General features: G+C 66.2%; 15 protein-coding genes and 3 pseudogenes. 11 read left to right on the top strand and 7 right to left on the bottom strand.

The genetic code is table 11. The features are described from left to right. Window positions 1-364: 364 nt before the first annotated feature. Entirely contained in the window at window positions 365-1462 is a 1098-nt protein-coding gene (locus tag PSK12I2_RS0113095) for a hybrid-cluster NAD(P)-dependent oxidoreductase (protein ID WP_027598761.1), read from the bottom strand. Between the two features lie 328 nt (window positions 1463-1790). Here PSK12I2_RS0113095 and gbcA point away from each other — a divergent pair, with 328 nt between their 5' ends. The 7 genes and pseudogenes from gbcA to PSK12I2_RS0113070 all read left to right on the top strand — a co-directional run bounded on the left by gbcA (window position 1791) and on the right by PSK12I2_RS0113070 (window position 7803). Continuing rightward, on the top strand, window positions 1791-3083 hold the full coding sequence (gene gbcA, locus PSK12I2_RS0113090) for a glycine-betaine demethylase subunit GbcA (RefSeq protein ID WP_027598760.1): 1293 nt from the start codon (window positions 1791-1793) through the stop codon (window positions 3081-3083). Window positions 3084-3258: 175 nt separating this feature from the next. Next, window positions 3259-4029 (top strand): annotated as a pseudogene (locus PSK12I2_RS25535) (MCP four helix bundle domain-containing protein); the annotation flags it as partial. A gap of 3 nt (window positions 4030-4032) precedes the next feature. Then, a pseudogene (locus tag PSK12I2_RS25530) lies at window positions 4033-4884 on the top strand (methyl-accepting chemotaxis protein); the annotation flags it as partial. 142 nt (window positions 4885-5026) lie between these two features. Beyond that, window positions 5027-5797 (top strand): annotated as a pseudogene (locus tag PSK12I2_RS25525) (MCP four helix bundle domain-containing protein); the annotation flags it as partial. Then, window positions 5780-6652 (top strand): methyl-accepting chemotaxis protein, encoded by an 873-nt coding sequence (locus PSK12I2_RS25520; RefSeq protein ID WP_371099479.1) that lies wholly within the window; start codon window positions 5780-5782, stop codon window positions 6650-6652. The pseudogene PSK12I2_RS25525 and the gene PSK12I2_RS25520, both read left to right, overlap by 18 nt. A gap of 97 nt (window positions 6653-6749) precedes the next feature. After that, on the top strand, window positions 6750-7382 hold the full coding sequence (locus tag PSK12I2_RS0113075; RefSeq protein WP_027598757.1) for an HAD hydrolase-like protein: 633 nt from the start codon (window positions 6750-6752) through the stop codon (window positions 7380-7382). 10 nt (window positions 7383-7392) lie between these two features. After that, entirely contained in the window at window positions 7393-7803 is a 411-nt protein-coding gene (locus PSK12I2_RS0113070; protein WP_037007709.1) for a DUF2141 domain-containing protein, read from the top strand. Window positions 7804-8535: 732 nt separating this feature from the next. On the opposite strand, the gene trpA is transcribed toward PSK12I2_RS0113070, so the two are convergent. Beyond that, the gene (trpA, locus tag PSK12I2_RS0113065; RefSeq protein ID WP_007160173.1) at window positions 8536-9342 is read right to left on the bottom strand and encodes a tryptophan synthase subunit alpha; all 807 of its coding nucleotides are present in this window, start codon (window positions 9340-9342) and stop codon (window positions 8536-8538) included. After that, window positions 9339-10547 carry a tryptophan synthase subunit beta gene (trpB, locus tag PSK12I2_RS0113060; protein WP_027598755.1) on the bottom strand — a complete coding sequence of 403 codons (1209 nt, stop codon included), beginning with the start codon at window positions 10545-10547 and terminating at the stop codon, window positions 9339-9341. The genes trpA and trpB overlap by 4 nt, the downstream gene beginning before the upstream one ends. A gap of 92 nt (window positions 10548-10639) precedes the next feature. Between trpB and PSK12I2_RS0113055 the strand changes: the two genes are divergently transcribed. Then, window positions 10640-11536: a LysR family transcriptional regulator gene (locus tag PSK12I2_RS0113055; protein ID WP_027598754.1), complete on the top strand. Its 897-nt coding sequence runs from the start codon at window positions 10640-10642 to the stop codon at window positions 11534-11536. Window positions 11537-11576: 40 nt separating this feature from the next. Here PSK12I2_RS0113055 and PSK12I2_RS0113050 read toward each other — a convergent pair whose 3' ends face one another. Then, window positions 11577-11900 carry a YqjD family protein gene (locus PSK12I2_RS0113050; protein ID WP_007160170.1) on the bottom strand — a complete coding sequence of 108 codons (324 nt, stop codon included), beginning with the start codon at window positions 11898-11900 and terminating at the stop codon, window positions 11577-11579. 218 nt (window positions 11901-12118) lie between these two features. Here PSK12I2_RS0113050 and PSK12I2_RS0113045 point away from each other — a divergent pair, with 218 nt between their 5' ends. Together PSK12I2_RS0113045 and PSK12I2_RS0113040 are read left to right on the top strand one after the other, a co-directional pair. Then, entirely contained in the window at window positions 12119-12334 is a 216-nt protein-coding gene (locus tag PSK12I2_RS0113045; RefSeq protein WP_007160169.1) for a dodecin, read from the top strand. Window positions 12335-12377: 43 nt separating this feature from the next. Further along, window positions 12378-12605: a DUF1161 domain-containing protein gene (locus tag PSK12I2_RS0113040; protein ID WP_027598753.1), complete on the top strand. Its 228-nt coding sequence runs from the start codon at window positions 12378-12380 to the stop codon at window positions 12603-12605. 88 nt (window positions 12606-12693) lie between these two features. Here the strand turns inward: PSK12I2_RS0113040 and hmpA are convergent, their stop codons facing one another. After that, window positions 12694-13863, bottom strand: a complete 1170-nt coding sequence (hmpA, locus tag PSK12I2_RS0113035; RefSeq protein WP_027598752.1) for an NO-inducible flavohemoprotein — start codon at window positions 13861-13863, stop codon at window positions 12694-12696. A gap of 131 nt (window positions 13864-13994) precedes the next feature. On the opposite strand from hmpA, the gene norR reads away from it, so the two are divergent. Further along, window positions 13995-15533: a nitric oxide reductase transcriptional regulator NorR gene (gene norR, locus PSK12I2_RS0113030; RefSeq protein ID WP_027598751.1), complete on the top strand. Its 1539-nt coding sequence runs from the start codon at window positions 13995-13997 to the stop codon at window positions 15531-15533. A gap of 17 nt (window positions 15534-15550) precedes the next feature. On the opposite strand, the gene PSK12I2_RS0113025 is transcribed toward norR, so the two are convergent. After that, the gene (locus PSK12I2_RS0113025) at window positions 15551-16468 is read right to left on the bottom strand and encodes a choline ABC transporter substrate-binding protein (RefSeq protein WP_007160165.1); all 918 of its coding nucleotides are present in this window, start codon (window positions 16466-16468) and stop codon (window positions 15551-15553) included. Window positions 16469-16489: 21 nt separating this feature from the next. Next, on the bottom strand, window positions 16490-17989 hold the full coding sequence (betC, locus tag PSK12I2_RS0113020) for a choline-sulfatase (protein WP_027598750.1): 1500 nt from the start codon (window positions 17987-17989) through the stop codon (window positions 16490-16492). Between the last annotated feature and the right edge of the window lie 40 nt (window positions 17990-18029).

The following is an 18029-nucleotide window of genomic DNA, read 5'->3' as shown; positions in this document are numbered from 1 at the left end:
TTTTCACCTTCAGGCTGCGGACGTCACGCAGCCACAGACAATCGAATTTGTGCTTGCTGATGTCGATACCGATGATCGCCATTTCTCGCTCCTTGCCTTGTGCATACAGCCTCACTCCCGCAGAGGGGCTTGGATACCATTCAGGATGTAGAGAAAGGGAGCCGGCAGGCACACTCTACGGTACAGCATCGAGTGCTCAGGTTGGGTAGGTGCTTAACCGGCTCCGGGTAATGAGGTAGCTAATCCCATTACCCGGGAGAGATACAAGGTTGGGTTGAGCGCAGCGAAGCCCAACGCTGCCAGGGATGAATCCGCGCGGCTGGGCTTCGGCGATGGAGCCGCCCCAGCCCAACCGCCCTCCTCCTCAGAACTCGATCTGCACATCCCCTTGCGGGATGCTGCAGCAGGACAGGATGTAGCCTTCGGCTTCGTCTTCCTCGGTGATGCCGCCGTTGTGGTCCATGACCACCTCGCCGCTCTTCTTGAGCACCTTGCAGGTGCCGCAGATGCCCATGCCGCAGGCCTTGGGGATGTGCAGGCCGAGCTTGGCCGCGGCGCCGTGGATGGTTTCGCCGGGGCCGATGTTGACGCTCTTGCCACTCTCGGTGAAGGCGACGTTGCACTGGGCTTCCAGGGGAATCGGCGGCAGCTCGGCCGCGGCTTCGGCCTGCTCGGCGGCCTCCACCTTGGCTTCCGGCGGCGTCGCGCCGAAGGATTCCTCGTGGTAGTGGGTCATGTCGAAGTCCAGCTCGCGGAGCATGGCCTTGACCGCGTTCATGTAGGGCGTGGGGCCGCAGCAGAAGATCTCGCGCTCCCGGAAGTCCGGCGCCATCAGCTCCAGCATGCGGCGGTCGAAGTAGCCGCGATAGCCGGCCCAGGACTCGCCATGCTCGGTGCGCTCGCACACCAGATTCAGGGCGAAGTTGTCGATCCGCGCCGCCATGTGCTCCAGCTCACCCTGGTAGATGATGTCGCGCGGGGTGCGGGCGCTGTGCACGAAGACCATGTCGACGCTGGCGTTGGTGTCGTAGAACCAGCGCGCCATGGACATCACCGGGGTGATGCCGACGCCGCCGGAGAGGTAGAGCACCTTGTCGGCGGGATAGTCGATGGCGTTGAACAGGCCGACCGGCCCGTGCACGGCCAGGTTGTCGCCGACCTTCATGTTGTCGTGCAGCCAGTTGGACACCTGGCCGCCCGGCACGCGCTTGACGGTGATGGAGAAGCTGTAGGGCACCGAGGGCGAACTGGAGATGGTGTAGGAACGCATCACCTGGCGGCCGTCGATCTCCAGTTCCAGGGTCACGAACTGACCCGGCTTGAAGAAGTACATCAACGGGATTTCGGCCGTGAAGCAGAAGGTGCGCACGTCCCAGGTTTCCTGGATGACCTTGACGCAGCGCACGGGGTGGCGGCCATTGGTCCAGGTCTGGGTGGTTACGGGGTTGAGGAAGGTATTCATGACGCACCTCGACTGCCACTGGGGCTATTGGCGGCGATTCTGGGAGGGCCCCACGACCGCCACTTTCCCAATCGCGACATCCACATGCCGATGGCGACCGGCCCAGCAATGGCAAGGGCTGGGGCGTCGTGAACAGCGTCGGCCATGTCGCCCATGAGCAAGGCCCCCTCCCGGCTCCGGCCCCACACTCCGCCCCAAGCCGAACCTGAACAGCGCGCGACGGGCGACACCCGGGGTCATTCGGCGGCCCTGCCCCGTCGGCCAATAGCCTTGCAATACCGTGACCAACCACTTTCGCCACCCGCCGCGGTGGCCACGAGGATGTACGATGGACGTCAGCACCTTGAGTTTGGGCGACCCTCTCGATCCGGCCCGCAAGGCCACGGCCGAGATGCTGCGCACCCGCGAGCGCACCTACTCCCTGCCCCAGCCGTTCTACAACGACGAGCGCCTGTTCCAGATCGACATGCAGGAGATCTTCGGCAAGGAATGGCTGATAGCCGGCATGACCTGCGAGATCCCCACCAAGGGAAACTTCATCACCCTGCAGCTGGGTGACAACCCCATCCTGGTGGTCCGCGGTGCCGAGGGCAAGGTGCACGCCTTCCACAACGTCTGCCGTCACCGGGGTTCGCGCCTCTGCGTCAGCGACAAGGGCAAGGTCGCCAAGCTGGTCTGCCCCTACCACCAGTGGACCTACGAGCTGGATGGCCGCCTGCTGTTCGCCGGCACCGAGATGGGCGCCGACTTCAACATGGCCGACTTCAATCTCAAGCCGGTTCACGTCAAGACCGCCGGCGGCTACATCTTCATCTCTCTGGCCGACGAACCGCCGGCCATCGACGACTTCCTGCGTACGCTCGAGCACTACATGGAGCCGTACGACATGGAAAACACCAAGGTCGCGGTGCGCACCGATCTGGTCGAGCAGGCCAACTGGAAGCTGGTGCTGGAAAACAACCGCGAGTGCTACCACTGCAGCGGCTCCCACCCCGAATTGCTGAACACCCTGCTGGAGTGGGACGACGTCACCGATCCGCGCGCCTCCCAGGCATTCAAGGATCAGGTCGCCGCCTGCACCAGCCGCTGGGACGCCGACAACATCCCCTACGCCCATGCCAGCTTCGGCCTGCGCAACCGCATCGTGCGCATGCCGCTGCTCGCCGGCACTGTGTCCATGACCATGGACGGCAAGCCCGGCTGCAAGAAGCTCATGGGGCGCATCAAGGACCCGGACCTGGGCTCCATGCGCATCCTGCACCTGCCGCATTCCTGGAACCACTGCATGGGCGATCACATGATCGTCTTCACCGTCTGGCCGCTGGGTCCGACCGAGACCGTGGTGACCACCAAGTGGCTGGTGCACAAGGATGCCGTGGAAGGCGTCGACTACGATCCAGTCAATCTGCGCAAGGTCTGGGATGCCACCAACGACCAGGACCGCCGGCTGGCCGAGGAAAACCAGCGCGGCATCAATTCCAAGGCCTATCAGCCGGGTCCCTATTCCAAGACTTACGAATTCGGCGTGATCAACTTCATCGACTGGTACAGCGAGCGGCTGCTCAACAACCTCGGTGAAGAGGCGCCGGCGGCGCACCTGCGCCAGGTCAGCGGCGACTGACCGCGTACCGGACCCTCCTTCCGTGGGGTCGCTAGGACTCCACGGAAGCCTACAAACGTCTGACCTTTCTAAGGCTGCGAGCTTTTGCCGCACCCGTCCTAGAGCCTTTTCGCCAAATCATCACCTAAAGTTGTGACCCTGTTCGCACTCCGAACCCTCCTCCTAGCAGGCCGTCATGACTCTTCGCTCCCTGTCCATTGCCACCCGCAACCTGCTGTGTTTCGGCATCCTGGCGGTCCTCGTCGCGGCGCTCGGCCTCTTCGGCTGGTACCAGCTGTCGGAGATCCGCCAACTGGGCCACCAGGTGGAGCAGCGCTACATCCCGACCCTGATCGCGGCCGACAATCTCAGCCTGCTGGTGGCCCGCACCCGCATCGAAACCTTGCGCCTGCTGGCCATGCCCGATGCCCAGACCCTGGCCAACACCCGCCAGAAGCTGGACGGTCTGAGCACCGAGGTGCAGGCCATCTTCGCCCGCTATCAGCACGAGTTGCTGTCGACGAAGAGCCGCACTGCGCTGGATGAATTGCGCCAGGTGCACCAGAGCTACATGCAGGGCGTGCAGCAGATCGCCGACCTGGCCGGTGCCGGTCAGCTCGACCAGGCCCGTAAAGTCGTGCAGCAGAGCATGGGCCCGCTGGGTACGCGGATGAACGCCTGCATAGAAACGCTCCGCCAGGCCGTCGAGCAGGACATCCACGCCGCCAGCGCGGATGCGGATGCAGCCTATGCACGCTCCAACAGCGTGACCTGGCTGGCCATCCTGGTGACCCTCACCCTTACCGGCCTGCTGGCCTGGCGCCTGACGCGCAGCGTGGCCACCCCCATCGCCCAGGCGGTAGCGGCGGCCCGTACCATCGCCGCGGGAGACCTGACCCAGGCGCTGGACAGCCGTGGCCACGACGAAGCGGCGCAGTTGCTGCAGGCCATGCAGCAGATGCAGGGTCAGTTGCGCGAGACCCTGGGACATATCGGCGATTCGGCCAGCCAGCTGGCGTCCGCCGCCGAGGAGATGACCTCGGTCATGCAGGAAAGCGCCACCGGCCTGCAGCAGCAGAACAACGAGATCGAATCGGCGGCGACCGCCGTCACCGAAATGAGCCAGGCGATCGAGGAAGTCGCCGGCAACGCCTCCTCCACCTCCAATGATTCGCGCCAGGCCGCCGATACCGCCGTTCAGGGCCAGCGTCAGCTGGGCGAGACCCTCACGGCCATCGAGACCCTCACCGAGCAGGTCCTGGGCGCCAGTGCCCGGGCTCGCGAGCTGGAAACCCAGACCCGCAACATCAGCCAGGTGCTGGACGTGATCCGCTCGGTCGCGGAACAGACCAACCTGCTGGCCCTGAACGCCGCCATCGAGGCGGCGCGCGCGGGCGAGGCCGGCCGCGGCTTCGCCGTGGTGGCCGACGAGGTGCGCGCCCTGGCCCATCGCACCGGTGAGTCCACCCGCGAGATCGAGGGCATGATCGGCGACATCCAGCAGGGTACCGGACAGACCGTCGATGCCTTGCTGACCAGCGCGGACCAGGCGCGCCAGACGCGCGAGCAGGCGCAATCGGCCAATGCCGCCCTGGCCGTCATCGCCCAGTCGGTCGCGGGCATCGACGAGCGCAACCTGGTGATCGCCAGCGCCGCCGAAGAACAGGCCCAGGTGGCGCGCGAAGTCGACCGCAACCTGGTACGCATCCGCGACGTGTCGGTGCAGACCGCGGCGGGTGCCGAGCAGACCCGCGCCTCCAGCCAGCAACTGGCGGCGCTGGCAGCGACCCTCAGCGGGCAGGTGCAGCGCTTCCAGTTCTAGCCGTGATCGCGGCTGACGACTGGCCAGTCCTGACCACCGGCCGCCCCTGGTCATACTTCCGTCAGATTTGGGACGAATGACCATCAAGTCACGGCGACCCTAGCCGTTAAAGGGGGCCTCACTCTTCACCGGGGCTGCCGCCGTGACCTTTCGTTCCTTCTCCCTCGCCATTCGCAGTGTGTTGTGTTTCGGCCTGCTGGCCATCCTCGTGGCCAGTCTGGGTCTGTTCGGACTGCTGCAACTGTCGCAGATCCGTACCCAGGGCCAGGTCATCGAGACCAACAACGTGCCCAGTATCGTCGAAGCCGACAACCTCGCCCTGCAACTGGCCCGCACCCGGGTCGAGGTGCTGCGTCTGCTGGCCATTCCGGATGCCGCCACCGTCGCCAACACGCGCAAGAAGATCGACAGCATCAACGCCGACATCGGCGCCGGTTTCGGTCGCTATGAAAAACTCGTCAGCAGCGATCGCGAACGCCAGGCCTTCGATGCCCTGCGCCAGATCCACGGCGACTATGTCCGCTACACCGCGCAACTGGCCGATCTGATCGGCGCCGGCAAGCTCGACGAAGCCCGCAGCCTGATCCAGACCAGCATGGCCCAGCTCGGCGTGCAGATGAACGAGCGCACCGAAGCCCTGCGCAAGATCAACCAGGAAGACATCAAGGCCGCCTCCCAGCACTCCGGCGAGACCTATGCCCAGGCCACCTCCATCACCTGGATCGTGATCGCCCTGGCCCTGGGTCTGACCGTGCTGCTGGCCTGGCGCTTGACCCTGAGCATGACCCGGCCCATCGCCGAGGCCGTCGCCGCCGCCCGGACCATCGCCAATGGCGATCTGACCCAGACCCTGGATACCCGCGGTCACGACGAAGCCGCCCAGCTGCTGCAGGCCATGCAGCAGATGCAGACCAATCTGCGCGACACCCTGGGCCACCTGGGCCACTCCGCTACCCAGCTGGCTTCGGCCGCCGAGGAGATGACCGCGGTCATGCAGGAGAGCGCCCACGGCCTGCAGCAGCAGAACAGCGAGATCGAGATGGCGGCCACCGCCGTCACCGAGATGAGCCAGGCGGTGGACGAGGTGGCTGGCAACGCCACCTCCACCTCGTCCGAATCGCGCCAGGCCGCCGATACCGCGCGTCAGGGCCAGCGGCAGCTGGGCGATACCCTGGGCGCCATCGAGGTGCTTACCGAAAACGTGCTGGGTGCCAGCGAGCAGGCCCGCCAGCTGGCCGAGCAGACCCGCAACATCAGCCAGGTGCTGGACGTGATCCGCTCGGTCGCCGAGCAGACCAACCTGCTGGCGCTCAACGCCGCCATCGAAGCGGCGCGTGCCGGTGATGCCGGTCGTGGCTTCGCCGTGGTCGCCGACGAGGTCCGCGCCCTGGCCCATCGCACCGGCGAATCCACCCGCGAGATCGAAGGCATGATCGGCAGCATCCAGCAGGGCACCGGCCAGACCGTCGATGCACTGCTGACCAGTGCCGACCAGGCCCGCCAGACCCGCGAGCAGGCGCAGTCGGCCAACGCCGCCCTGGCCGCCATCGCCCAGTCGGTGTCGGGCATCGACGAGCGCAACCTGGTGATCGCCAGCGCTGCCGAAGAGCAGGCCCAGGTGGCCCGCGAGGTGGATCGCAACCTGGTGCGCATCCGCGATCTGTCGGTGCAGACCGCCGCCGGTGCCGAGCAGACCCGCGCCGCCAGCCAGCAGCTCTCCGAACTGGCAGTGGAGCTCAACGGCCAGATCCGCCGCTTCCGCGTGTGACCTGACCGGCAGGGACGCCCCTGCCGGATCCCGTCGCGGTGGCAAAACCGGGAGGCGACCGCTACGCTGGCGCCTTCGCCCACCGCGCCTCTCTCGCATGAGCTATCGCTACGTCATCTTCGACTTCGACGGCACCCTGGCGGACAGCCTGCCCTTTCTGCTGAGCTGTCTCGGCGAGCTGGCGCAGACCCATGGCTTTCGCCAGCCAGCCGCCGACGAGTGGCCACGATTGCGCGCCTCCTCCCTGACCGGTCTGCTCGACAGCCTGGGCATCCCGCTCTGGCAGGTGCCCCGCATTGCCCGGCACTATCGCCGCCTGCTGGTCCAGCGTGGCGCTCAGGTCCTGCCCTTCGCCGAGATTCCCGCCACCCTCGACCGCTTGCAGGCCAGTGGTCTGCAGCTGGGCCTGGCGACTTCCAACTCCGCCGCGGCCGTGCACCAGGTGTTACCCCAGGCCGGACGCCTGTTCGCCGCTGGCGAATTCGACATCCCCCTGCTGGGCAAGGCGCGGCGTCTGAAGCGCCTGCTCCACCGCCAGGGGATTACGCCGGCCGAGGCGCTCTATGTGGGTGACGAACTGCGCGATCTGCAGGCCGCACGCAGCGCCGGACTGGGCTGCGCCGCCGTGGCCTGGGGCTATGGCTGCCCCACGACGCTGCGCGCGCAACAACCCGATCTCTTCTTCGAACAACCGGCCGAGTTGCTGCGGCTGCTGCCCTCCCCCTGCTGAAGGAATGCCCATGAAGTCTCTGTTGCTGGTTGCTGGTCTCGGTCTGAGCGGTCTCTTGCAGGCCGCCGAACTGCAGGTACGGGTGGAGACGGTCGATGCCTCGGGGGGCCAGTTGCTGCTGGCGGTATTCGATAGCGAAGCGGCCTGGAAGGCGCACAAGACGCCCGTGGCCCAGGCCCATCTCGCCGCGCAGGCGGGTACCCAAGAGCAGCGCTTCGAGCTGCCGCCTGGGCGCTATGCCGTGTCGGTCATCCACGACAGCAACGGCAACAGCTCGCTGGACACCAATTTCATCGGCATGCCCACCGAACAATACGGCTACAGCAACAATCCGCCACTGCGCATGCGCATGGCCACCTTCGAGGAATGCGCCTTCACCCTGCCGGCCGCAGGCCTGCTCCAGCAGGTGACGCTGCGCTAGACCAATGCTGTCGTACACAGGCTTCCAAACAGAAAATCAACAGACTTATCCACAGGGCTTTTAGCGGCGATCGCTGAGTACGGCGCTGAACAGACGTGGATAACTCCTTGGGCTGGCAGCAGAAATCCCTTGACTCGGGAATAGCCCGGAAAACTGGTCATTATTTGATCGATTCTCTGGAAGCCGCGCCAGCGCTGGCCTCTGGCACTAGACGAACAACCTATCCACAGCCCTATGCAGCTCTATTGTGGGTTGTGGAAAACACCTAAAAGAGGATTGATCATTTTTTGTACGATCCCCTGCAGGCCTTGCCAGCCATGGCGTACAGGCCAGGTCCCACATCTTTTCCACAGGCACGCACACAGCAGATGTGGGAAAACCGGACCGCGGAGTGCGCCTTCGGCCGCCTGCGCGACCTGAACGAAATTGGCTATTTAATGAACAATTTTGCCCGGACAACCGCCTGATCGGTTGCTGACAACTTGCCCAAGGCTTATCCACAGCCTTTACCTGTCGGGCAATGACGGCAAGGCGGTCCGGCGTTCGCAGCCTGACTCAGCGGATCAGGTCGTAGCGGATTCGATCAACAGGGCCAATACCTGCCCAGCCCTTCTGGCACGCGGCTTTGCGCCGATAGCGAACAGACTGCCCACAAAGTTATGCACAGCTTGCAGGCTGTCCGGGCATAAAAAAAGACCGCCTGATGCGGTCTTTTTCGAGGCTGGCGAGGGCCTAGCGCGCGGTGCGCACGCTGTCCGACAGCTGCTTGCAGAGGCCGAGCACGCCGTCGATGGCAGCGCCTGAGGACTCGGCCTTGGCGATCTGATCGACGAAGGCCGAGCCCACCACCACACCATCGGCGATGCGAGCGATCACCCGCGCCTGCTCGGGGGTACGGATGCCGAAGCCGACGGCAAGGGGCAGGTCGGTGAAGCGACGCAAACGCGCCACGGCGGCCTCGACGTGTTCGGTGGTGGCCGAGCCTGCACCGGTGACGCCAGCGACGGACACGTAGTAGACGAAGCCGGAGCTGGTGTTGAGCACCCGCGGCAAGCGGGCGTCGTCGGTGGTCGGGGTGGTCAGGCGAATGAAGTCGATGCCGGCGGCCTGGGCTGGCAGCGCCAGCTCGGCGTCGTGCTCGGGCGGCAGGTCGACCACGATCAGGCCATCCACGCCCGCTTCGGCGGCTTCCGCTAGGAAGCGCTCCACGCCATAGCGATGGATGGGGTTGTAGTAGCCCATCAGCACCAGCGGCGTCTCGCCTTCCCCACGCCGGAAGTCGCGCACCATCTCCAGGGTCTTGGCCAGATTCTGACCCGCCTGCAGGGCGCGCAGGGCAGCGGCCTGGATGGCCGGGCCGTCGGCCATGGGATCGGTGAAGGGCATGCCCAGCTCGATGACGTCGGCACCGGCCGCCGGCAGGCCCTTGAGGATGGCCAGGGCGGTGTCATAGTCCGGATCGCCGGCGGTGGTGTAGGTGACCAGGGCCGCACGGCCCTCGGCCTTCAGCGCGGCGAAGCGGGTTTCCAGGCGGCTCATAGCTTGTCTCCCAGGTGACTCATCACGGTCTGCATGTCCTTGTCGCCGCGGCCCGAGAGGCAGATGACCATCAGGTGGTCCTTGGGCAGGTGCGGCGCGCGCTTGAAGGCCTCGGCCAAGGCGTGAGCCGTTTCCAGCGCCGGAATGATGCCTTCCAGGCGGCAGGTCTGGTGGAAGGCCTTGAGCGCCTCCTCGTCGTTGATCGGCACGTATTCCACGCGCTTCACGTCGTGCAGGTGGGCGTGCTCCGGGCCGATGCCGGGGTAGTCCAGGCCGGCGGAAATCGAGTGGGCGTCGATGATCTGGCCATCGTCGTCCTGCAGCAGGAAGGTGCGGTTGCCGTGCAGCACCCCGGGCATCCCGCCGTTGAGGCTGGAGGCGTGCTTGCTGGTGTCGACGCCGTGGCCGCCGGCTTCGACGCCGATGATGGCGACGTCAGTGTCATCGAGGAATTCGTGGAACAGGCCCATGGCGTTGGAGCCACCACCGACGCAGGCGATCAGGCTGTCGGGCAGGCGTCCTTCCTTCTCCAGGATCTGGACGCGGGTCTCGCGACCGATCACGGCCTGGAAATCGCGGACCATGGCCGGATAGGGATGCGGACCGGCCACGGTACCGATCAGGTAGAAGGTGTCGGCGACATTGGTCACCCAGTCGCGCAGCGCCTCGTTCATGGCGTCCTTGAGGGTGCCGGTACCGGAGGTGACCGGAATCACCTCGGCACCCAAGAGCTTCATGCGGAAAACGTTGGCCTGCTGGCGGTCGATGTCGGTGCTGCCCATGTAGATGACGCAGGGCAGGCCGAAACGCGCGGCCACGGTGGCGGTGGCCACGCCGTGCATGCCGGCGCCGGTCTCGGCGATGATGCGGGTCTTGCCCATGCGCTTGGCCAGCAGGATCTGGCCGATGCAGTTGTTGATCTTGTGCGCGCCGGTGTGATTCAGCTCTTCGCGCTTGAGATAGATCTTGGCGCCGCCGAAGTGCTCGGTCAGGCGCTCGGCGAAGTACAGCGGATTGGGCCGACCGACGTAGTCGCGCTGGAAGTAGGCCAGCTGCTCGAGAAACGCCGGATCCTCCATGGCGGTCTCGTATTCGCGCTGCAGATCGAGGATCAGCGGCATCAGGGTTTCGGCGACATAGCGGCCACCGAACTGGCCGAACATGCCTTGAGCGTCGGGGCCCTGGCGATAAGCGGTCTGGGTCATGGGATTCTCCTGCGAAGATGGATCTACCTTACCTGCTTGAGTGCCGCTGATAAATCGATAAGATCGCGATGACCCGTCAGGAAATCTCACAGATGAGCGATCCCCGCGACCTGCCTCCCCTGAATGCCCTGCGCGCCTTCGAAGCCACTGCTCGTCTGGGTGGCATGAGCCGTGCCGGGGACGAGCTGCACGTGACCCATGGCGCCGTAAGTCGCCAGATCCGTGCGCTGGAGGAACAACTGGGGGTGGCGCTGTTTCGCCGCGAAGGCCGTGGTCTGGCGTTGACCGAAGCCGGTCTGCGGCTGCGCGAGGTGAGTGGCGAGGTCTTCGAGCGCTTGCGTGAGGTGTGCGCCGAACTCAAGGCCGGCAGTCGCCAGGGGCCCTTCGTGCTGGGCTGCCCGGGCAGTCTGGTGGCGCGCTGGTTCATTCCGCGGCTGGATCGCCTCAATCGCGATCTGCCGGAGTTGCGCCTGCACCTTTCGACCCGTACCGACGACACCCCGCTGGCCGCCGCCGGCCTGGATGCCAGCCTGCTGTTCACCGAGACGGCGCCGCCACAGGACGTGATGCCCTATCACCTGGCGCCTGAGCGCATCGGTCCGGTGCTGAGCCCCTATTGCCCGGCCTATCTGAGATTGCGGGACGGCGACCTGCAGGCCTTGCTGGCGGAACGCCTGCTGCACACCCTGTCACGGCCCCAGGCCTGGCCACAGTGGTTCGCCACCCAGGGCCTGGAGGCACCGGAGCTGGAGTACGGGCAGGGCTTCGAGCACCTCTATTACCTGCTGGAGGCGGCGCTGTCGGGATTGGGCGTGGCGATCGCGCCGGAGCCACTGGTGGCGGCGGATCTGAAGGCGGGCCGGCTGGTGGCGCCCTGGGGTTTTGCGGCGACCGGTGCGGAGTTGGCGCTGTGGGCGCCGGGTCGGCTGGCGGATGAACGGGTGGAGCGATTGGCGGCCTGGCTCAGAACCGAGCTGGCCGAGCGCTAGCGCCCGAGGCACCCCTTGAGGATGCCTCGAACCGCCACGATCAGTGGTCGCCGCGCAGCAGCGCCCAGCCGACCAGGACGGTCACGCCGGCGGCGATGCCGACGGTGGCCCAGGGATGTTCGCGCGCCACGCCGCTGGCGGCGCGACCGTACTGACGGGTCAGGCGACGCACGTCGTCATAGACCTCTTCCAGCGAATCGCCCGAATGGTGCAGGGCTTCGCGAGCGGTGCTCTTGAAGGAATTCAGACTGCTGCGGGATTCGCGTGCAGCGTTCTTCTTCAGCGATGCCAGCGAGTCGAGCAGGCTGTTGATTTCGTTCTCGATGCTGGCGATGGACGCCTGGTAATCGGTGTTACGGGCCATGACAACCTCCTGGGATGGACGGATTCAGGAAATGTGACTACCGAGCCGTTGGAAAGTGCTGCAAAGCCGTGGGCGAGAGCCTGGGCAGTGAACTTATCGGGGCCTTTCGCGGCCTCAAATGGCAGAGGCACCCTTCCCGGCGAGTCGACCGCGACACCGGTCAACGCGTTGCCGGCTAACCGCTGCAGCGCCCGTCATTGCTGACCCAGGAGAGTTTCATGTCCGATCATCACACCTACAAGAAGCTGGAAATCGTTGGCTCTTCCACCACCAGTGTCGAGGACGCCATCAACAACGCCCTCGCCGAGACCGCCAAGTCGGTCAAGAACCTGGAATGGTTCGAGGTGGGTGAAATCCGCGGTCATATCCAGGACGCCAAGGTGGCCCATTATCAGGTCACCCTGAAGATCGGCTTCCGTATCGAAGCCAGCTGAGCATAGCTCCAGACCTCCCTCCCCCCGCAAAAGGACAGGCAAGATGCGTAGAGTCGTGATCACCCTCGGTTTGTTGGCCCTGAGCGGCGGCGCCTTTGCCGCCGGCACCTCGTGCGACACGGTCAAGGCCGATATCGATGCCAAGCTGCAGGCCAAGCAGGTGGCGAACTACAGCCTCGAGGTGGTGGACAAGGGCAGTGCCAGCGCCTCCGCCAAGGTGGTGGGCAGCTGCGAAGGCGGTAGCAAGGACATCGTCTACCAGCGTCGCTAGGTCCAGGACCGCAGGGCGCTACCCACAGGTGGCGCCTGGGTTCTCGCGAAGAGACGCCCACTGCCCAACGGCAGTGGGCGTCTTTTTTTCAGAGGTCCGTGGCAGGTCCGAAGAACTCGTGGCGGATCTGCTTTTCCGGCACGCCCAGCTCCAGCAGATCACGGCGCACCTGGGCCATGAACGGCTGCGGGCCGAGAAGATAGACGTCCAGGTCGCGATCCTTGGGCAGCCAACGCTGCAGGCGTACCCGATCAAGGCGCGAGGCATAGGCCTCTTCCGCCACCGGCTCGCTGTAGCAGAAATACAGCTGCAGTTGCGGATGGTGGGCGGCCTGCTCTTCCAGCCAGTGCCCGAAGGCCTGGACCCCGACATGGCGGGTGCAGTGGATCAGCTGGATCGGCCGCCCGCTCGGCAGCGCCGCCGACACCATGGGCAGCAGCGGCGTGATGCCGACGCCACCGGCGATCAGCAGCAGCGGCTTGGTCGATTCCTGCAGGACGAATTCGCCGGCCGGCGCGAAGACCTGCAGCACGGTGCCCTCATGGGCGTCGGTATGCAGGTAGCGCGAGACCACCCCACCCGGCTGATGCTTGACGCTGATGCGATAGCCACGGCCTTCGCTGGCGGCCGAGATCGAGTAGTTGCGGCGGTATTCGACCCCGTCCAGCGTCAGGCTCAGCCCCAGGTACTGGCCGGGCTGGGCGATGCTGGTTGGCAGACCGTCCACCGGCTCCAGGTAGAAGGAGCTGATCTCTTCGCTTTCCGGCTCGATCCGCGCGATGCGGAACGCCCGCCCGCCACGCCAGCCACCGGGCGCCCCGGCCTGGGCGGCGTAACGCTGCTCCTCGGCACCGATCAGCAGATTGGCCAGCTGGCCATAGGCGGCGGCCCAGGCGTCGATCACCGCATCGGTGGCCACCTCGGCGCCCAGCACCTCGCGGATGCTCTGCAGCAGGGCGATGCCCACCAGCGGATAGTGGTCCGGCTGCACCTGCAGCGAGACGTGCTTGTTGACGATCTGTTCCACCAGCGGCCCCAGGGTATCCAGGCGATCAATGTAGCGGGCGTACATCAGCACCGCGCGCGCCAGCGCCCGGGCCTGGGCTCCGCTGGCCTGGTGGGCACCGTTGAACAGCGGGCGGATCTCGGGGTTGTCGCCGAGCAATCTGTCGTAGAAATGCCGGGTCAGGATTTCCCCGCCGGTTTCCAGCAGGGGGATGGTGGCTTTGATGATGGCCTTTTGGTCTGATGACAGCATGGCAGGGATCTCCAAACAGGACTGCCCTGGCCGTATCACGAGTCGTGCCAACCAAAAAACTGCGCCAGATCAGGCTTTTATCTAGGGAGCTTGTCATAATGACCAGGTCCCTATGACTCGCCGAGGTCAAATTGACCCGTACCACCCTGCTCGAAGCCATGGTGCCCCTGGTGGCGGATCTGGCCCGCGACCTGCCCGATCAGCAGCGCTACGCCAGCCTGCTCGATGCCCTGCGCAAGGTCCTGCCCTTCGATGCGGTGGCCCTGTTGCGCCTGGATGGCGATGTCCTGGTGCCCCTGGCGGTAAGGGGTCTCGCGGCCGACACCCTGGGCCGCCGCTTCAAGGTCGGCGAGCACCCGCGCCTGGCGCTGCTGCTGGCGAGTCGCGCGCCGACCCGCTTCGCCGTCGATTGCGACCTGCCCGATCCCTACGATGGCCTGGTAGAGGGCGTGCAGGGGCATCTGGAGGTCCACGACTGCCTGGGCTGTCCGCTCTATGTGCAGGACCAGCTCTGGGGCCTGCTGACCCTGGATTCGCTGCAGGCGCAGAATGCCCAGCCTGAGGATCTCACCATCCTCGCCGCCTTCGCCGGGCTGGCGGCCGCCACCGTGGCCGCCGCCGAGCGCATCGGTCAGCTCTCCGCGCGCATCGTCAGCGAGCACGAGCTGACCGTGGCCTATCAGCAGTCGGTGGGGCACCAGCGACCCCGTGAACTCATCGGCCAGAGTCCGGCCAGCCTGCGCCTGCGGCAGGAGATCGAGACCGTGGCGGCCAGCGACCTGACGGTGCTCATCACCGGCGAGACCGGCGTCGGCAAGGAGCTGGTGGCCGAAGCCGTGCACGCGCGCTCCCTGCGCCAGCAGCGGCCGCTGATCAGCCTCAACTGCGCGGCCCTGCCCGAGGCCCTGGTGGAAAGCGAACTCTTCGGCCATGTGCGCGGGGCCTTTTCCGGCGCGGTGAGCGACCGCCGCGGGCGCTTCGAGCTGGCCGACGGAGGCACCCTGTTTCTCGACGAGGTCGGCGAATTGCCGCTGACGGTGCAGGCCAAGCTGCTGCGGGTGCTGCAGAGTGGCCAGTTGCAGCGGCTGGGCTCGGATCGCGATCTCAAGGTGGACGTGCGCATCATCGCCGCCACCAATCGCGACCTGGCCGAGTGCGTGCGCGCCGGGCGCTTTCGCGCCGACCTCTACCATCGCCTGAGCGTCTATCCGCTGGCCGTGCCGGCCATGCGTGAGCGCGGCCGCGACGTCCTGCTGCTGGCCGGTTTCTACCTGGAGCAGAATCGTGCCCGCCTGGGCCTGCGTGGCCTCCGGCTGACGCCTGCGGCGCAGCGCACCCTGCTGGCCTACGACTGGCCGGGCAATGTGCGCGAACTCTCCCACCTCATCAGCCGGGCGGCGCTCAAGGCCCATGCCGGCAGCGAGGAGCGCGGCGGCATCCTGACCCTGGACAGCGATCAGCTCGGCCTGCCACTGGGACCCGCGCCCGTGCCCGAGGAGGATGCCGCCCTGCCCCCCACCTCCCTGCGCGAGGCTGCCGATGCCTTCCAGCGCCAGACCATCACCCTGGCGCTGGAACAGCACGGTCAGAACTGGACCCTGGCCGCCGCCGCCCTCGATCTGGATCGCGCCAACCTCGCCCGCCTGGCGCGGCGGCTCGGTCTCAGGTAGCCCTCAGGCCATAGCGCTCACAGGGCTTTCTGTACCGCCGGCAGGCCCGGCTGGCCATCGCGGGTGGTGACGCCCTGCAGCCAGGGCTCCAGCACCTGGGGATGGGCCTTGAGCCAGGCCTTGGCGGCGGTGTCGTAGCTGCCGCCCTTGTCCCGCGCGGCGCTCATGACGGCGTTTTCCATGTCCAGGGTGAATTTCATGTTGCTCAGCAGGCGGGCCGGATTGGGGCACTGCTCGGCGTAGCCCTTGCGCGTCAGGGTGTTGACCGTGCCGGCGGTGCCGAAGTACTTGTCGCCGCCGGTCAGGTACTTGATGGGGTAGTCGACGTTCATGGGGTGCGGGGTCCAGCCGAGAAAGACCACCCACTTGTCGCGCTTCACCGCGCGCCCGACCTGGGACAGCATGGCCTGCTCGCTGGACTCCACCAGTTGCCAGCCACCCAGACCGAACTCGTTGTCCTGGATGATCTTCTGCAGCGACTGGTTGGCCGGCGCGCCGGCGCCGATGCCGTAGATCTTCTTGCCGAACTGGTCGGCATGCTTGGCCAGATCGTCGAAGCTCTTCACCCCGCCTTCCCAGACATAGGTGGGCACCGCCAGGGTGAATTCGGTCCCGACCAGATTCTGCGCCAGCTCGGTGACCTGCCCGGTCTTCACGAACTGGTCATAGTGCGCCTGCTGCGCCGGCATCCAGTTGCCGAGGAAGGCATCCACCTGCCCGTTGCGCATGCCGCCGTAGATGATTGGCACCGCCAGGGTCTCGACCTTGCCGGTGTAGCCCAGTGCACCCAGGATCGCGCCGGTGAGGGCGTTGGTGGCGGCGATGTCGCTCCAGCCCGGATCGGCCAGGCGAACCGTTGCGCAGGCCTGGTCCTCGGCCTGGGCCGACAGGCTGACCAGGGCCAGCGTGAAGGTAGCGATGATTCCGTGTTTCATGGCCGTGCTCCTGTTAGCGGTTCAGGGTTGAGGGTAGCGGGCGCGACGCTCCAGGTCGTCGAGGTCGATGTGATTGCGCATGTACTGCTGGCTGGCATCGACGAAGGGCTGGTGATCCCAGCTGGTCCGCTCGCCCTGCTCCAGGGCCGCCGCGACGAAGCGCCGCCGCCGCTGGCTGGCCAGCACCTCGGCGTGCAGGCGCGGCAGGTCCCAGCGCTGGCGGACCTCGGCCTGGAAGCTGGCGAGCAACTCGGCGTAGTCGGCGCTGGCGGCCAGATTCTCGCGCTCCAGCGGATCGTTCTGCAGATCGAACAGCAGCGGCGGATCCAGTTCGCAGTGGATGTACTTGTAGGCGCCGCGGCGGATCATCAGCAGCGGGCTGACGGTACCCTCGGCCAGGTATTCGCCGATCACCTCGTCGTGCCCGGCCCGGCCTTCCAGGTGCGGCAGCAGCGAGCGGCCATCCAGCGGCAGCTCGTCCGGCAGCTGACCGCCGGCCAGCTCGACGAAGGTCGGCAGCAGGTCCAGGGTCGACACCGAGGCCTGCACCCGCGCCGGGGCGAAGCGACCGGGCGCATGGATCAGCAGCGGTACCCGCGCGGCCATCTCGAACCAGTGCATCTTGTACCAGAGTCCGCGCTCACCGAGCATGTCGCCGTGGTCGCCGGAAAATACGATCACGGTGTCGTCGGCCAGACCGCATTCCTCCAGCGTCTTGAGCAGGTGGCCGACCTGGGCGTCGACGTAGCTGCAAGCACCGTAGTAGGCCTGGCGGGCGTCGCGGATCTTGGCCTCGGGCAGCGGCTTGTCCCAGAGGTCGATCACCTTGAGCAGGCGCTGGCTGTGGGGATCCTGCTCGGCCTGGGGGATGGCGCCTTGCGGCAGCGGGATGTCGACCTCGTCGTACAGGTCCCAGAACTCGCGGGGGATGGTGTAGGGATCGTGCGGATGGGTCAGGGACACGGTCAGGCAGAACGGCTGGTCATCGCCGCGACGCACGTGATCGTAGAGGTACTGGCGCGCCTTGAAGACCACCTCTTCGTCGAAATCCAGCTGGTTGGTGCGCACGCAGGGCCCGGCCTGCAGCACCGAGGACATGTTGTGGTACCAGCTCGGGCGCACGTCCGCCGCGTCCCAGTTCACCGCCCAGCCATAGTCGGCGGGATAGATGTCGCTGGTCAGGCGCTCTTCGTAGCCGTGCAGCTGATCCGGTCCGCAGAAATGCATCTTGCCCGACAGCGCCGTGCGATAGCCGAGGCGGCGCAGGTGGTGGGCATAGGTGGGAATGTCGGCGGCGAAATCGGCGGCGTTGTCGTAGGCGCCGATCTTCGACGGCAGCTGGCCGCTCACCAGGGTGAAGCGCGAGGGCGCGCACAGCGGGCTGTTGCAGTAGGCCGAGTCGAACACCACGGCCTGTTCGGCCAGGCGTTGCAGGTTCGGCAGCTTGATCGGCGAGGCGGCGTCGTACAGCGGCAGGATGGGCGCCGCCATCTGGTCGGCCATGAGAAAGAGGATGTTCATCGGCTTGGACAAGAGCGCCTCCGCTAGGATCAGGGTTGCT

Origin of the sequence: Pseudomonas sp. MOIL14HWK12:I2, from assembly GCF_000510745.1 — a bacterium.
GTDB lineage: Bacteria > Pseudomonadota > Gammaproteobacteria > Pseudomonadales > Pseudomonadaceae > Chryseomonas > Chryseomonas oryzihabitans.
This window is presented reverse-complemented; position numbering and strand designations above follow the sequence as displayed.

What these genes read in the sequence shown, in the direction of transcription:
- PSK12I2_RS0113095 (WP_027598761.1), bottom strand. Translation starts at nt 1,462, where the DNA reads ATGAATACCTTCCTCAACCCCGTAACCACCCAGACCTGGACCAATGGC.
- gbcA (WP_027598760.1), top strand. Translation starts at nt 1,791, where the DNA reads ATGGACGTCAGCACCTTGAGTTTGGGCGACCCTCTCGATCCGGCCCGC.
- PSK12I2_RS25520 (WP_371099479.1), top strand. Translation starts at nt 5,780, where the DNA reads ATGCAGCAGATGCAGACCAATCTGCGCGACACCCTGGGCCACCTGGGC.
- PSK12I2_RS0113075 (WP_027598757.1), top strand. Translation starts at nt 6,750, where the DNA reads ATGAGCTATCGCTACGTCATCTTCGACTTCGACGGCACCCTGGCGGAC.
- PSK12I2_RS0113070 (WP_037007709.1), top strand. Translation starts at nt 7,393, where the DNA reads ATGAAGTCTCTGTTGCTGGTTGCTGGTCTCGGTCTGAGCGGTCTCTTG.
- trpA (WP_007160173.1), bottom strand. Translation starts at nt 9,342, where the DNA reads ATGAGCCGCCTGGAAACCCGCTTCGCCGCGCTGAAGGCCGAGGGCCGT.
- trpB (WP_027598755.1), bottom strand. Translation starts at nt 10,547, where the DNA reads ATGACCCAGACCGCTTATCGCCAGGGCCCCGACGCTCAAGGCATGTTC.
- PSK12I2_RS0113055 (WP_027598754.1), top strand. Translation starts at nt 10,640, where the DNA reads ATGAGCGATCCCCGCGACCTGCCTCCCCTGAATGCCCTGCGCGCCTTC.
- PSK12I2_RS0113050 (WP_007160170.1), bottom strand. Translation starts at nt 11,900, where the DNA reads ATGGCCCGTAACACCGATTACCAGGCGTCCATCGCCAGCATCGAGAAC.
- PSK12I2_RS0113045 (WP_007160169.1), top strand. Translation starts at nt 12,119, where the DNA reads ATGTCCGATCATCACACCTACAAGAAGCTGGAAATCGTTGGCTCTTCC.
- PSK12I2_RS0113040 (WP_027598753.1), top strand. Translation starts at nt 12,378, where the DNA reads ATGCGTAGAGTCGTGATCACCCTCGGTTTGTTGGCCCTGAGCGGCGGC.
- hmpA (WP_027598752.1), bottom strand. Translation starts at nt 13,863, where the DNA reads ATGCTGTCATCAGACCAAAAGGCCATCATCAAAGCCACCATCCCCCTG.
- PSK12I2_RS0113025 (WP_007160165.1), bottom strand. Translation starts at nt 16,468, where the DNA reads ATGAAACACGGAATCATCGCTACCTTCACGCTGGCCCTGGTCAGCCTG.
- betC (WP_027598750.1), bottom strand. Translation starts at nt 17,989, where the DNA reads ATGAACATCCTCTTTCTCATGGCCGACCAGATGGCGGCGCCCATCCTG.